We start from the raw sequence: 13,641 nt of genomic DNA, 5'->3' as shown, positions 1-13,641 counted from the left end.
AAATGTTTGCAAGAGAGGACCGTACCCTGGCCTCGATAACGGGCTAGGGCCTACCGCCGAGGCGCTCGACGAAGTCCGCGATCAACGGGGCGACGACAGGCAGGCATTCCTCGAGCGCGAAGTGCCCGGTATCCAGCAGATGCAATTCGGCCGCCGTTACGTCGTCCAGATAAGCGTGTGCGCCAGCTTCCACGAAGAACGGATCGTGACGACCCCAGAAGATCAGCGTCGGCGGCTGATGTTCGCGCAGCCATGCCTGCCATTGCGGATACAAGGCGACGTTGGAGTGATAGTTCAACGCGAGATCAATCTGGATCTGCGATCGGCCCGGCAAGTCGAGAAAGTGCTGATCCATGGTCCAGCCATCGGGTGCAATCAACTCAGGGCGCGCCGCTCCCGTGAGGTACTGGCTGCGGGTCATCTCCAGCGTCAGCAGGCCAAGCACACCTTCCTCGGCGCCTTTCACGCCCGGCTTCATCGCCGTGAACTCCTGCGCGACCGGGCTGAGACCCACGGTGTAAGCGTTACCGTTCTGGATCACCAAACCCTCGATCCACTCCGGATGGCGCGTGGCCAGGCGAAAACCCACCGGCGCACCGAAGTCGAACATGTAGGGCACGAAGCGATCCAACCCGAGTGCGCGGCAGAAACCCTCCATCACATCCGCCAAGCCGTCGAAGCTATAGGCGAACGGCCCGCCCAGCGTTGCCGGCACGGGGGCATCGCTATAGCCGAAGCCCGGGTAGTCCGGCGCAATCAAGTGATAGCGGTCGCCTAGCGCATCCATCAGCCGGCGGTACTGATGCGATGCGGACGGAAAGCCGTGCAGCAACAGCAAGGTGGGCGCGTCCTTGGGGCCGGCTTCCCGATAGAAGACGTTGAGGCCATCGACCTCAACGTAGTGATGAGTGATCTGAGGGATGTTCATGGTTACGGGTTCTTTCGCATCAAGGTATGCATATGGTGGAGCGAAGGCCCGGCACCCATAAGTACCCATCGTTGCATACAGAATTCGCTGCGAGCGAACGATGATAAATGGATGAAGGGACTTCGCTCCCGACGCGGCACAAATCACGGCGGCGCGTCACACATTTCACTATCTCCGTCTCGTGCGCTCTCTGTCATCGTTCCCCACGTCTCGTCCCCAACGATGCGATGAGCAAGATGCTTTTCTTGAGGAGCATCCATTCGCATCCAAGTACGAACATGCGGATATGCATGTCTATTGCCCGTAAGATGCCCACCCCCTGGACCCCCAATTCACCCCGAGCGAACGACCTCATGAGCGAAGTCAGCGGCATCAACCTCAACCGGCTGGCAGTGTTTGTCGCGGTGGTCGAAGCGGGGACCCTGGCTGGCGCCGCGCGGCGGCTCGACGTCGCCAGGGCGCTGGTCACCACGCACATCCAGAAGCTCGAAGCCGAGCTGCGCGCCACCTTGTTGGTACGCACCACCCGCAGCCTGAGCCTGACCGAAGCCGGCCGAGCCTTCTATGAGGCAAGCCGCGCGATTGTCGAGCAAGCCGAAGCGGCGATCGAATCCGCGCGCTGCCATGGCGGCGAAGTCACCGGCACTCTGCGCGTCACCGCCCCGATGGACTATGCCGCTACGGTGGTCGCACCGGTTGCCGCTGCGCTGACTCAGAAGTATCCCTCGCTACGCATCGAACTCATCACCGCAGACCGCGTGCTGGATCTGGTCGCCGAGCGCGTCGACGTAGGCATACGGCTTGGCTGGCTGGCCGACTCCAGCCATCAGGCGGTGAAACTGGGCAGCTTTTCCCTGCGGCTTGTTGCCAGCCCCGGTCTGTTGCGTGCAGGCGGCCTTCCGAAATCCCCGCAAGACCTGTCGGGGCGACCGATGGCCGCGTTCTCGGTACTCAACAAGCCAGTCCAGTGGACGTTCGCCGGACCACAGGGCGAAACCGAGGAAGCCTTCTTCATCCCGGTGTTCACTGCCGATTCGGTGGTCGCCCTGAAGCAAGTCGTGCTGGCCGGCGCCGGCTTTGGTGTGATGACCGATTTCACCGTGAGCGAGGACATCGAAGCCGGTCGGCTGATTCGCGTGTTGCCGCAGTGGAGACTGCCGGAGGGCGGCATCTACGCCGTCTTCCCCGCTTCGACGCAGCGGGCGCTCAAGGTCAAGGTTTTTGTGGATGCGTTGCGGACGCACGTGGAGCAGGCGAAGCATTGAGGTGCGGGATGGCCTGGTCGAAAGACGGCGTCATATCCTATAGCACCGTTTCTGTTTCCGGTCGTCGGGCGACCCGCTTCGCCGTCAAAAGCACTTCCCGCCATCGCCCTTTTGGGGCTTTGCCGAAATGGCGAGCAAATCGATCAAAGCGCCTCGAAAATCCCCGCCGCGCCATGCCCGTACCGATTACCGATGCACATCGTCACCATGCCGTACTTCTGCTTCTTGCGGCGTATGCCATGCACGAGTGTGGCGAAGCGCATCACGCCGCAGAAGTCGACGAAGCGGTCGGGCAGGGTGAACAGCGAAATACGGTTGCTTTGGCCGCAAGAATCCATTTTGCGCCTCCGCATATCGGATGCCATTTGTCGTGAGGGATAGGCGGTCTGTCCGACTTGATCCGGAGCCACAGCGTGATTAGGCTCGGATGACTGGCAGCACGGCTTGTCTGCGTGCGTGACGTGTCGTGCTTCGGGTTTGAAACCGCCATCGGGAGGTGACCGACCATGCGAGCGTTACTCACCCTTTGCTACGGCGCGATCTGCTACGTCGTGTTCTTCCTGACGTTTCTCTATGCCATCGGTTTCGTTGGCGACGTGCTGCTCCCGAAAACTGTGAGCCAACCGCTGTCGGCTGGGCCGGCGACGGCCGCCATGTGGGTCGTCGATCTTGTGCTGCTGGGCATCTTTGCCGTACAGCACAGCGGCATGGCTCGGCGCGGCTTCAAGACGTGGTTGACGCGTCTGCTGCCGCCAGCGATCGAGCGCAGTACATTTGTGTTGTTGTCCAGTCTCGCGTTGATCTTGTTGTTCTGGCAGTGGCGGCCGCTGCCGGGCACGGTGTGGAACGTGACGGGAGGTTGGGGCGAATGGTTGCTCTACGCACTGTCCGCCTTCGGCTGGTTGCTGGTGCTCAGCGGCACCTTCGTTATCAACCATTTCGACCTGTTCGGTCTGCGTCAGGTCTGGCTGAGCGCGCGCGGACAGCCCTGCGCGCCGCTGCAGTTCAAGCAGCATTTCTACTACCGCATCGTGCGGCATCCGTTGATGCTCGGTTTCATCATCGCGTTCTGGGCCACGCCTCACATGAGCACGGGGCACCTGCTGTTCGCTGCCGCCAGCACCGGCTACATCCTGATCGCGGTGAAGTACCTCGAAGAACGCGACCTGATCGTCGCACACGGCGAGGACTATCGCCGCTATCAAGGCGAAGTGCCTATGCTGTGCCCGTGGCCGCGCCCGCACCACGAGGTGGCAAAGCCATCGCCTCGACGGATGGCGCATTGAGCGCAGTCCGTCGGCGCAGAAAGAAGCGGGTGGACTCTGCCATCCGCTTCTTCGGGTTGCCTCCGACGTCTACTTCGGCTTCCTGTCCCGGCAACACGAGCCTCGCTTCGCCGGAATGACGGGAATGACGGTCAGAGCGCCTCGAAAATCCCCGCCGCGCCCATGCCCGTACCGATGCACATCGTCACCATGCCGTACTTCTGCTTCCTGCGGCGCATGCCGTGCACGAGGGTGGCGATGCGCACCGCGCCGGTGGCGCCGAGCGGGTGGCCCAGCGCGATGGCGCCGCCGAGCGGGTTGACCTTGCTGGGGTCGAGCTTGAGGTCGCCCATCACGGCCAGGGCCTGAGCGGCGAAGGCCTCGTTGAGTTCGATCCAGTCCAGCTGATCCTGGGTGATGCCGGTTTGCTTGAGTGCCTTGGGGATCGCTTCTTTCGGACCAATGCCCATCACTTCGGGACGTACGCCGGCGACGGAGAAGCCGACGAAGCGGGCCAGCGGCTGCAGGTTGTATTCCTTGATCGCCTTTTCGCTGGCGAGAAGAACTGCACCGGCACCGTCGGACATCTGCGAGGAGTTGCCGGCGGTGACGCTGCCGCCGAACTGGCCGTTGCGGAACACGGTCTTGAGCTTGCTCAATACTTCCAGCGTGGTGCCGGCGCGCGGGCCTTCGTCGGAGTCGATGCGGCGGCTGTCGGTGACGATGCCGCGGGTGGCGAGGTTGGGGTAGTGATCGTCCAGCGCGAACGGGCTGATCTCGTCGTTGAACTCGCCGGCAGCCTGGGCGGCCAGTGCGCGGCTGTGGCTTTCCACCGAGAATGCGTCCTGCTGCTCGCGGCTGACCTTCCACTGCTTGGCCACGTTCTCGGCGGTGATGCCCATGCCGTAGGCAATGCCGATGTGTTCGTTGCTGAAGATCGCCGGGTTCATCGCGATCTTGTGGCCCATCATCGGCACCATGCTCATGCTCTCGGTGCCGCCGGCGAGCATCAAGTCATCCTCGCCGAGGCGGATGCGGTCGGCGGCCATCGCCACGGCCTGCAGGCCGGACGAGCAGAAGCGGTTGATGGTGACGCCGGGCACGGTGTCGGGCAGGCCGGCCAGCAGCACGCCGATGCGCGCCACGTTCATGCCTTGCTCGGCCTCAGGCATGGCGCAGCCGATGATGGCGTCGCCGATGCGGTGCGGGTCGATGCCCGGCGCCTGCGCCATCACGGCGCGGATCACATGGGCGAGCATGTCGTCGGGACGGGTGTTGCGGAACACGCCGCGCGGCGCCTTGCCGACCGGGGTGCGGGTGGCGGCGACGATGTAGGCGTCTTGCACTTGCTTGGTCATGGGGAAACTCCAGAATGGGATGAGTAAAGAGTGGAGAGGCGTGAGAAATGAGTGGGAGCGTTTGCGCTACCGCTCTCGTTTCTCACTCCTGCGCGCGAGGCGCGCTCACTAGTTCCTCAAAGGTTTGCCGGTGGTCATGGTGTGGGCGATGCGGGCCTGGGTTTTCTCGGTCTGCGCCAGCTCCACGAAATGCTTGCGCTCCAGCGCCAGCAGCCATTCCTCGTCGACGGTCGAGCCGCGCTCGATCACGCCGCCACACAAGGTGTCGGCGATGCGCGTGGCGATGTCGACGTCGTGCTCGGAGGCGAAGTAGCCGGCCTGCAGGTTCGCCAGCGAGGCCTTGAACGTGGCGGTGCCGACGTCGCCGGCGACGGGAATCGCACGGGCCGGCAGTGGCGGACGGTAGCCGCTTTCAGCCAGCGAACTGGCCACCTTCTTGGCCACGTAGAGCAGTTCGTAGGCGTTGAACACCACCACGTCGCTGTCGCGCAGCAGGCCCAGGTTCTTCGCTTCGAACGCGCTGGCGGAGACCTTGGCCATCGCCACGGTCTCGAACACCTTCTTCAGTTCCTCGAACGGGTCGCCCGGATTCGCCTTGGCGGCACGCACGGCCAGTTCATGCAGGCCGCCGCCGGCCGGCAGCAGGCCGACGCCGGCCTCGACCAGGCCGATGTAGCTTTCCAGCGCCGCCACGGTGCGCGCCGAATGCATCTGGAACTCGCAGCCGCCACCGAACGCCATGCCGCGCACGGCGGACACCACTGGCACCAGCGAGTACTTGATCGCCATGCTGGTGCGCTGGAAGTTCTCCACCATCTTCTCGAAATCGGCGATCTTGCCCTCCTTGAGCAGGCCCAGCGCGCCCTTGAGGTCCGCGCCGGCGGAGAACGGTTCTCCGGTCTGCCAGATCACCACGGCCTTGAGCTTTTCCTCGGCCAGCTTGATCGCGTGCTGCACGCCATCGAGTACGAAGTCGTTGACCGTGTTCATCTTGGTCTTGAACGAGAGGATACCGACGCCGTCGTCGCCCAGCGTCCACAGGCGCACGCCGTCGTTTTCCCACACGGTGGTGCCCTGGTCGAACTTCTCGCCGATCAGCGGATCGGGAAACAGCTGGCGCTGGTAGACCGGATGCTGCGACCGCGGCTTGTCGACGTTGGCGCCGGCCGAGTACGAGCCATCCTTGCCATGCACGCCTTTACGGCCATCCGTGACCCACGCCGGCATCGGCGCGTTGCTCATCGCCTTGCCGGCGGCGATGTCTTCGTTGATCCAGCCGGCGATCTGCTGCCAGCCGGCAGCCTGCCAGGTTTCGAACGGACCGAGCTTCCAGCCGTAGCCCCAGCGGATCGCGAAATCCACATCGCGTGCGGTATCGGCGATATCGGCCAGGTGATAGGCGGTGTAGTGGAACAGGTCGCGGAAGCTGGCCCACAGGAACTGCGCCTGCGGGTCGCTCGACGCGCGCAGCTTGCCGAATTTCTCGGCGGGGTCCCTGATCGCCAGGATCGCGGCGACTTCATCGGACGGCTTCTGTTCGGACGCGCGGTAATCCTTTGCTGCCGGATCGAGCACTACGATGTCCTTGCCGGCCTTCTTGTAGAAGCCGGCGCCTGTCTTCTGGCCCAGCGCGCCCTGGTCGATCAGGCCTTGCAACCAGACCGGCGCCTTGAAGTACTGGTGCCACGGATCGTCGGGCAGGGTATCGGCCATGGTCTTGATCACGTGCGCCATGGTGTCCAGGCCGACCACGTCCGCAGTGCGATAGGTAGCGCTCTTCGGGCGGCCGAGCGCGGGACCGGTCAGCGCATCGACGGTGTCGAAGCCGAGCTTGAACTGGTCGGTGTGATACATCGCCGACAGCATCGAGAACACGCCAATGCGGTTGCCGATGAAGTTCGGAGTGTCCTTGGCGATCACCACGCCCTTGCCGACGGTGGTGACGAGGAAGGCTTCGAGGCCTTCGATGACGGCCGGGTCGGTCAGCTTGGTCGGGATCAGCTCGACCAGATGCATGTAGCGCGGCGGATTGAAGAAGTGCACGCCGGTGAAGCGATGGCGCAGCTCTTCGGGCAGCGCCTCGGCGAGGCCGTTGATCGACAGGCCGGAGGTGTTGCTGGCGAGCACGGCAGTGGCGGAGATGTACGGCGCGATCTTCCTGTACAGGTCCAGCTTCCAGTCCATCCGCTCGGCGATCGCCTCGATCACCAGGTCGACGTCCTTCAGATGCGCCATGTCCTCGTCATAGTTCGCGGGGATGATCGCGGCAGCGAAGTTCTTGTCGGCCAGCGGGGCAGGCGAGAGCTTGGCGAGATTGGCGATGGCCTTCAGCGCGATGCCGCTCTTCGGGCCCTCCTTGGCGGGCAGGTCGAACAGCACGGTTTCGACACCGGCGTTGGTCAGGTGCGCGGCGATCTGCGCGCCCATGACACCGGCGCCCAGTACGGCGGCCTTGCGGATGCGCAGCGCCGAGGTGGGTGAGGATGCAGCGGTCATTGGCTTCTCCGAGGGTGCAAACGAGAGTGAAACGGGTGACTGAAAGATCAGGGATGGCTGAGTCCGGCGACGGCGAAGCGGATCAGGTGCTGCGCGGTCTGTTCGCGATGGGCGTGCTCGCTGACATCACTCTTGCGCTGGATCATGCCGAAGCCGGACATCGCGTGAGTCAGTGCGCCGGTGACCAGATCGATGCGCCAGTAAAGCTCCGGTTTGCTCAGTTGCGGCAGCAAGCGGGCGAATTCGGCGGTGAACTGGCGCATCACGTGGCCGTAGTTGGCGGACAGGAACTGGCGCAAGGTGTCGTCGTGTTCGGCGAACGCACGCGCCAATACGCGCATGAAGAGGGATCCGTTACCGTCGTGCGACAGATCCAGCGCCGGACGGATGTAGGCTGCGAGCACATCTTCGAGGGTGGTGTCGGCTCGGCCGGCGACCTTGGCCAGGGCGGTCAGTCGGCTCGCGTTCAACGCATCGAGCCGGCGCCGGAACACTTCCTCGACCAGTTTGTCCTTGGAGCCGAAGTGGTAATTGACCGCGGCCAGGTTGACCCCGGCGGCAGTGGTGAGCTGGCGCAGCGAGGCGCCGTCGAAGCCACGCTGGGCGAACAGGACCTCGGCGGCGCCGAGAATCCGTTCCTTGGTTGAGCCGGAGCTGTTCACGAGCGGAACCATCCATCGGCCATGGGCCAGTTCAAACGATCGTTTGAGCATACGCGGACAGCTCGGCGGCCGTCAAACCACATGGGTTGCAAACAGCGGGTTACTTGCGTATGAGCTAGAATCTGTCAAACTTTCGTGAGCTAAATCCGTAATCCCTGTCAGATTTAGTTCATCGCCGGCTTGGGAGCCGGCACGCCCCCTTTCCCTAAATCCGTTTTCCCGGAGCAGACCCGTATGGCGCTGGAGCGCACCCTTTCCATCATCAAGCCCGACGCCGTTGCCAAAAACGTCATCGGTGAAATTTACGCGCGCTTCGAAAAGGCCGGCCTCAAGATCGTGGCCGCGAAGATGAAGCAGTTGTCGCGCCAGGAGGCCGAAGGCTTCTATGCCGTGCACCGCGAGCGTCCGTTCTTCAAAGCGCTGGTCGAGTTCATGATCTCCGGCCCGGTGATGATCACCGCGCTCGAGGGCGAGAACGCCGTACTGGCTCATCGCGATCTGATGGGCGCCACCAACCCGAAGGAAGCCGCGCCGGGCACGATCCGCGCCGACTTCGCCGATTCCATCGACGCCAATGCCGTGCATGGTTCCGATGCGGCCGATACCGCCAAGGTGGAGATCGCTTATTTCTTCGCTGCGACGGACGTGTTGTCTCGTTAACCAGTGCGTTCGTCCTTGAACGCTAGGATCAAAAAGCGGCCGTCCATGGCCGCACTCTTCAGAAAATCATGAACCAGGTAATCGCCACTCCAACTGCCCCGACCGGTTCCACCGGCAAGGTCAATCTGCTCGATTTCGATCGCCAGGGTCTGCGTGATTTCTTCACGCAGATCGGCGAGAAGCCGTATCGTGCCGAACAGGTGATGAAGTGGATCTACCACGACCTGGAAGACGACTTCGAAAACATGACCGACGTGGGCAAGGCGCTGCGCGCCAAGCTCACCGAGGTCTGCTACATCGGCGCGCCGAAGACATTGTTGGACAAGGCCGCCACCGACGGTACGCACAAGTGGCTGCTGGGCATGGACAGCGGCAACGCGATCGAGACGGTGTACATCCCCGAACCGACTCGCGGCACCTTGTGCGTGTCCTCGCAGATCGGTTGCGCCCTGAACTGCAGTTTCTGCTCGACCGGGGCGCAGGGTTTCAACCGCAACCTGTCCACCGCCGAAATCATCGGCCAGGTGTGGGTGGCGGCGAAGTACCTGGGCAACATTACCCACCAGAACCGTCGCATCACCAACGTGGTGATGATGGGCATGGGCGAACCGCTGGCGAATTTCGAGAATGTGGTGCGGGCGATGCGCCTGATGCGCGACGACCTGGGTTTCGGCCTAGCCGCCAAGCGCGTCACGCTGTCCACCGCGGGCATGGTGCCGCTGATCGACCAGTTGTCCGACGCTATCGACGTGTCGCTGGCGGTATCGTTGCACGCAGCGAACGACGACCTGCGCACCGAACTGGTGCCGATCAACAAACGTTACCCGATCGCCGAGCTGCTGGCCGCCTGCCAGCGCTGGGTAGCACGCAAGCCGCGCACCTCGATCACGTTCGAATACACCTTGATGAAGGGCATCAACGACCAGCCCGAGCACGCCCGCCAGCTGATCAAGCTGATGCGCAAGCTGCCTACCTGCAAGGTCAACTTGATTCCGTTCAACCCATTCCCCGGCACCCGCTATGAGCGTTCGGACGCGAATGACATTCGCGACTTCCAGACGCAGCTGTTGAATGCCGGTGTGCTGACCATGTTGCGGCGTACCCGCGGCGACGATATCGATGCCGCCTGCGGTCAATTGGCCGGGCAGGTGACCGATCGTACCCGGCGTAGTGCCGATCTTCGCAAGCGGCAGGACGATGGGGCATTGCATGCGATATGACCGGGTACTGATCTTCAGTCTGCTGCTGCCGCTGGCCGGGTGCATGACCACTCGCACCGACAGCAACTCGCTGGGCAAAAACATGCCGGAATCCAGCAAGGCTGACCAGGCCGTGGATGCCGCCCGCATCCATACGGAGCTGGCCCAGCGCTACATGGACTCCGGCGATCTGCAGACGGCGCTGGAGAAGGTGACCAAGGCCTTGCAGTTCAACCCCAATTACGCGCCGGCGCACACGGTGATCGCGGTGATCTACGAGCGCATCAACAAGCTGCCCGAAGCCGAAGAGCATTACCGCAAGGCGGAGGCGCTGGAGCCGGCCAAGGGCGCACCGAACAACAATCTCGGTGTATTCCTGTGTCATACCGGGAAAATGGCCGAAGCGGCCGGGTATTTCCAGAAAGCGGTCGCCGCCCCGTTCTACCAGACGCCCGACGTGGCCCTGACGAACGAGGGCGTATGCCAGATGCGTGCCAATGACGCGAAGGGCGCCGAAACGAGTTTTCGTGACGCCATCGCGCGAAATCCGAACAACGCGGAGGCACTCTTCCAGCTTGCGAATGTGCTTTATCTGAATAACGATGCGTTCCGCGCCAGGGCTTTCATCCAGCGATTCGATGCGCTGGGCCAGCCGACTGCCGCGTCACTCAAGCTTGGTCACGACATTGAATCCCGTCTGGGCAACTCGGAAGGTGCCCTCACTTACAGTAAACGGTTGCTTGGCCAGTTCCCGGATTCGGAGCAGGCGCACGCTCTCGACACCACTGCCCGCCCATGACCTCCATGCAGCCACCATCGACCAAGCCCGGTGCGAACGAGCCGGATATATTCGGCATCAATTTGCCCGAACTGGACGTGCCGTCGACAGAGTCCCGCACGATCAGTTTCGGCAATCGTCTGCATGCGGCGCGTGAAGCACGCGGGCTGGATCTGGAAGCCTGCGCACACATCCTGAAATTGCCCGCACGCGTACTGCGCCAGCTCGAGCGCGATCAGTACGACGGCATCGATTCGAAGGTTTATCTCGCCAGTTACATCGGCAAGTACGCGCGCCACCTCGGCATCAACGAGGCGTCGATCCAGGTTGAACTTGACCGCATCAAGCACGTCGAGCCGACGCTGGTGGCGACGGGCGGCATCTCGCATTCGCGCTTCCTGCTGGATCGCTACGCCACCGCCGCTACCTACGTCGTGCTGACGGCGGTGATTGTGGTGCCGATGATCTGGCTGGGCGTGCGCGGCACCCTCGATCGTGACCTCAGCCATCTGGCCCCGCTGGATTCAGCACCGGTGGCGCAAGTGGATGCGCCGGCCGCAACACCGACCGCGGCCGCCCACAGCGTGGCCAGCCGGGCGATCCCATCGTCGCCGCCGCCGGTCGCGCAGACACAAGGGCAGGATCAGGAGCCCTTGATGGCCTCGATGGCGCCGTTCCCGAGTCTGGACAACGGCAGCGTGGCGCCCGCCAAACCCACCGTGCCGGCAGCAGCCGAGGCCGGTAATGGTGGTCACAGCCTTAGCTTGAATCTGAGCTCGGCCAGCTGGGTCGAGGTGGTGGACAGTGCGGGCACGCGACTGGAGTATGGCCTGCTGCCTGCCGGCAGCAACAAGACCTACCACAGCAATCAGCCGCTGGATGTGCGCATTGGCAACGCCAGTGGCGCGCAGATCAGCATCGATGGCCGGGCCGTGGGACTGGACGATTTCCGGCATGCCAATGTGGCGCGCTTCCGCGTGCAGATGCAGGATGGCAAGGCCTCCGCAGCCAGCCTCTGATCACCTCCCGGACCGTTCCGGACAACCCATTTCGGTTATGCTTGCCCATTGCCCGCTCGGCAACGAGCGGGTGTGATCGGCTTTTCCCTATTATTTGTCCGCAGGCCCGTGCACGCGCCTGCGGGTATGCAGCCTTTTGAAGGGTGATTGCATGGCATTTGAAGAATACGACAAGTACGAACAAAGCGAATTGGTTCAGAAGTGGCTGCGCGAGAATGGTGTGTCGATCATCGTCGGTATCGCGATCGGCCTGGTCGGAATCTTCGGCTGGCAGCAGTGGCGCAACCACCAGGCCCGCAATGAGGGCATCGCATCGCAGCTCTATCAGCAGGTGCAGGTCGCGCAGGCATCCGGCAAGCCGGAGATCGCAGCACAACTGACCGATCAGCTGATGAAGGATTACGCCGAGTCGCCGTATGCCGTATTTGCCGTCAGCGACCGCGCCAAGAAGCAAGTGGAAGCCAAACAGCTGGACAAGGCCGAGGCGTCGCTGACGTGGGCTGAAAGCCATGCCGCCGATCCGGCGTTGAAGTCGTTGGCGCTGCTGCGCATGGCGCAGGTGGAGATGGCGCGAGGCAACGGCAACGCCGTGCTGGCCACGCTCGATCGCATACCGGCCGACAGCTACAAGGGACTGGCTCAGGAACTCCGCGGTGATGCGCTGGTCAAGCTTGGACGTTCCGACGATGCACGCAAGGCTTATCAGACAGCCTTGTCGACGTTGGCCCAGGAAGCGCCGCAACGCGGCGCCTTGCAGATGAAACTCGATGATTTGGCCGTGGCCGGGAAGCAGGGTGCATGAAAAGATTTTTGCTGATCACGCTGGCTTCATTGGTGACCCTTGCCGGTTGCCATTCGTTCAAGAAGGAAAACGTCCAGCCGCCGACTCCGCTGGCCAAGGACTTCAAGCCTACCGTTCAAGCCACGCGTTTATGGCGTAGCCGAGTGGGCGACGGTGCCGGCGACAGTGGCGCCCGCCTGCGTCCGGCCGTGGTTGATGGCGTGCTCTACGCCGACAGCACGGACGGCAAACTGGTCGCGATCGACGCCACCAGCGGCAAGACGCTGTGGTCGAAGAGCTCGAGCACCCATGGCTGGTTCGGCTGGGGTGACAAGAAGCGCAAAGATGCACTGTATGCCGGTGGCCCAGCCGTCAGTGGCGATCTGCTCGCCGTCGGTACGCTGGATGGTCACGTCTACGGCGTGAACGCGAAAGATGGCAGCCCGCGCTGGGAAGCCGAATTGAAATCCGAGGTGTTGACCTCGCCCGTGGTCGTCGGCGATCTGGTGGTGGTGCGGACCAGCGATGGTCGCGTCTACGCGCTGGACAGCAAGACCGGCGAGCGTCGCTGGGTCTATGACCAGGGTACCGTTCCGCTGTTGAGCCTGCGTGGCAATGGTCGGCTGCTGGTGGCCAATGGCGTACTGTTCTTTGGCAGCGATGACGGCAAGCTGGTCGCGTTGCGACTGGACAATGGCTCGAAGCTGTGGGAGCAGAAGCTCTCCAGCGGCGAAGGCCGTACCGAGATCGATCGACTGAGTGACGTCGATGGCGGGATTCTGCTCGATGGCAGCACGCTCTACGGTGCCGCCTATCACGGCAATCTGGTGGCCGTGGACGGCCCCACGGGTCGCCCGCTGTGGACGCGTCCGTTTTCCAGCTTCGGCTCGCTGGCCTCCAGCGGCAATGCGATTGTCGGTGCCAATGACGAGTCGCAGGTGTGGGCATTCGACAAGACCGGCGGCGCCGACATGTGGAAGAACGACGCTCTGAAATACCGCTGGGTCACCGGCCCGGCCGTGCAGGGCGATTACGTTGTGGTGGGCGACATGGAAGGCTACGTGCATTGGCTGAAGGTGGGTGACGGCGCGCTGGCCGGTCGCGAGCGGCTGTCCAAGAAGGCGATCCGCGCCCAACCGCTGGTGGTGGGTGACACCGTCTATGTCGAGGACGTCGAAGGCCACATCGGTGCCTATCGTCTGTCCGCGCACTGATCGCTGAAACGAAGTC

General features: G+C 63.1%; 13 protein-coding genes. 8 read left to right on the top strand and 5 right to left on the bottom strand.

Translation table 11 applies throughout. The annotated features are described in order from the left end of the window. Positions 1–43: 43 nt before the first annotated feature. A complete protein-coding gene (locus BUA26_RS13525) occupies positions 44–928 on the bottom strand; it encodes an alpha/beta fold hydrolase (RefSeq protein ID WP_072761339.1) in 885 nt (294 codons plus the stop codon). A gap of 353 nt (positions 929–1,281) precedes the next feature. On the opposite strand from BUA26_RS13525, the gene BUA26_RS13520 reads away from it, so the two are divergent. Next, entirely contained in the window at positions 1,282–2,193 is a 912-nt protein-coding gene (locus BUA26_RS13520; RefSeq protein WP_072761338.1) for a LysR family transcriptional regulator, read from the top strand. A gap of 143 nt (positions 2,194–2,336) precedes the next feature. Here the strand turns inward: BUA26_RS13520 and BUA26_RS20610 are convergent, their stop codons facing one another. Further along, the gene (locus BUA26_RS20610) at positions 2,337–2,531 is read right to left on the bottom strand and encodes a hypothetical protein (protein WP_072761337.1); all 195 of its coding nucleotides are present in this window, start codon (positions 2,529–2,531) and stop codon (positions 2,337–2,339) included. Positions 2,532–2,699: 168 nt separating this feature from the next. Here BUA26_RS20610 and mddA point away from each other — a divergent pair, with 168 nt between their 5' ends. Beyond that, a complete protein-coding gene (mddA, locus tag BUA26_RS13510; protein WP_072761336.1) occupies positions 2,700–3,479 on the top strand; it encodes a methanethiol S-methyltransferase in 780 nt (259 codons plus the stop codon). Positions 3,480–3,610: 131 nt separating this feature from the next. Here mddA and BUA26_RS13505 read toward each other — a convergent pair whose 3' ends face one another. The 3 genes from BUA26_RS13505 to BUA26_RS13495 form a co-directional block, all read right to left on the bottom strand. Beyond that, complete coding sequence (locus tag BUA26_RS13505) at positions 3,611–4,816, bottom strand: acetyl-CoA C-acyltransferase (RefSeq protein ID WP_072761335.1); 1,206 nt, start codon at positions 4,814–4,816, stop codon at positions 3,611–3,613. Between the two features lie 108 nt (positions 4,817–4,924). After that, a complete protein-coding gene (locus tag BUA26_RS13500) occupies positions 4,925–7,312 on the bottom strand; it encodes a 3-hydroxyacyl-CoA dehydrogenase/enoyl-CoA hydratase family protein (RefSeq protein WP_072761334.1) in 2,388 nt (795 codons plus the stop codon). Positions 7,313–7,359: 47 nt separating this feature from the next. Further along, the gene (locus tag BUA26_RS13495; RefSeq protein ID WP_072761602.1) at positions 7,360–7,986 is read right to left on the bottom strand and encodes a TetR/AcrR family transcriptional regulator; all 627 of its coding nucleotides are present in this window, start codon (positions 7,984–7,986) and stop codon (positions 7,360–7,362) included. A gap of 222 nt (positions 7,987–8,208) precedes the next feature. Here BUA26_RS13495 and ndk point away from each other — a divergent pair, with 222 nt between their 5' ends. From ndk to bamB, 6 genes are all read left to right on the top strand, one after another. Further along, positions 8,209–8,634, top strand: a complete 426-nt coding sequence (gene ndk, locus BUA26_RS13490) for a nucleoside-diphosphate kinase (protein ID WP_072761333.1) — start codon at positions 8,209–8,211, stop codon at positions 8,632–8,634. Between the two features lie 68 nt (positions 8,635–8,702). Then, a complete protein-coding gene (gene rlmN / locus BUA26_RS13485; RefSeq protein WP_072761332.1) occupies positions 8,703–9,854 on the top strand; it encodes a dual-specificity RNA methyltransferase RlmN in 1,152 nt (383 codons plus the stop codon). Beyond that, the gene (pilW, locus tag BUA26_RS13480; RefSeq protein WP_072761331.1) at positions 9,844–10,632 is read left to right on the top strand and encodes a type IV pilus biogenesis/stability protein PilW; all 789 of its coding nucleotides are present in this window, start codon (positions 9,844–9,846) and stop codon (positions 10,630–10,632) included. Before rlmN ends, pilW begins: the two co-directional genes overlap by 11 nt. Before the next feature lie 5 nt (positions 10,633–10,637). Beyond that, a complete protein-coding gene (locus BUA26_RS13475) occupies positions 10,638–11,630 on the top strand; it encodes a RodZ domain-containing protein (RefSeq protein ID WP_343124224.1) in 993 nt (330 codons plus the stop codon). A gap of 151 nt (positions 11,631–11,781) precedes the next feature. Continuing rightward, on the top strand, positions 11,782–12,432 hold the full coding sequence (locus BUA26_RS13470) for a YfgM family protein (RefSeq protein WP_072761329.1): 651 nt from the start codon (positions 11,782–11,784) through the stop codon (positions 12,430–12,432). After that, a complete protein-coding gene (bamB, locus tag BUA26_RS13465) occupies positions 12,429–13,625 on the top strand; it encodes an outer membrane protein assembly factor BamB (protein WP_072761328.1) in 1,197 nt (398 codons plus the stop codon). Before BUA26_RS13470 ends, bamB begins: the two co-directional genes overlap by 4 nt. The last annotated feature ends 16 nt before the right edge of the window (positions 13,626–13,641 follow it).

Source organism: Rhodanobacter sp. OK091 (assembly GCF_900142825.1).
Taxonomy (GTDB): Bacteria; Pseudomonadota; Gammaproteobacteria; order Xanthomonadales; family Rhodanobacteraceae; genus Rhodanobacter.
Note: the sequence above shows the minus strand (reverse complement) of the source record. Positions and strands in the feature narration are given on the sequence as shown.

Coding starts and splice junctions, on each gene's coding strand:
- ndk (WP_072761333.1), top strand. CDS start 8,209: ATGGCGCTGGAGCGCACCCTTTCCATCATCAAGCCCGACGCCGTTGCC.
- BUA26_RS13520 (WP_072761338.1), top strand. CDS start 1,282: ATGAGCGAAGTCAGCGGCATCAACCTCAACCGGCTGGCAGTGTTTGTC.
- BUA26_RS13495 (WP_072761602.1), bottom strand. CDS start 7,986: ATGGTTCCGCTCGTGAACAGCTCCGGCTCAACCAAGGAACGGATTCTC.
- BUA26_RS20610 (WP_072761337.1), bottom strand. CDS start 2,531: ATGGATTCTTGCGGCCAAAGCAACCGTATTTCGCTGTTCACCCTGCCC.
- rlmN (WP_072761332.1), top strand. CDS start 8,703: ATGAACCAGGTAATCGCCACTCCAACTGCCCCGACCGGTTCCACCGGC.
- BUA26_RS13505 (WP_072761335.1), bottom strand. CDS start 4,816: ATGACCAAGCAAGTGCAAGACGCCTACATCGTCGCCGCCACCCGCACC.
- BUA26_RS13500 (WP_072761334.1), bottom strand. CDS start 7,312: ATGACCGCTGCATCCTCACCCACCTCGGCGCTGCGCATCCGCAAGGCC.
- BUA26_RS13525 (WP_072761339.1), bottom strand. CDS start 928: ATGAACATCCCTCAGATCACTCATCACTACGTTGAGGTCGATGGCCTC.
- BUA26_RS13475 (WP_343124224.1), top strand. CDS start 10,638: ATGCAGCCACCATCGACCAAGCCCGGTGCGAACGAGCCGGATATATTC.
- BUA26_RS13470 (WP_072761329.1), top strand. CDS start 11,782: ATGGCATTTGAAGAATACGACAAGTACGAACAAAGCGAATTGGTTCAG.
- bamB (WP_072761328.1), top strand. CDS start 12,429: ATGAAAAGATTTTTGCTGATCACGCTGGCTTCATTGGTGACCCTTGCC.
- pilW (WP_072761331.1), top strand. CDS start 9,844: ATGCGATATGACCGGGTACTGATCTTCAGTCTGCTGCTGCCGCTGGCC.
- mddA (WP_072761336.1), top strand. CDS start 2,700: ATGCGAGCGTTACTCACCCTTTGCTACGGCGCGATCTGCTACGTCGTG.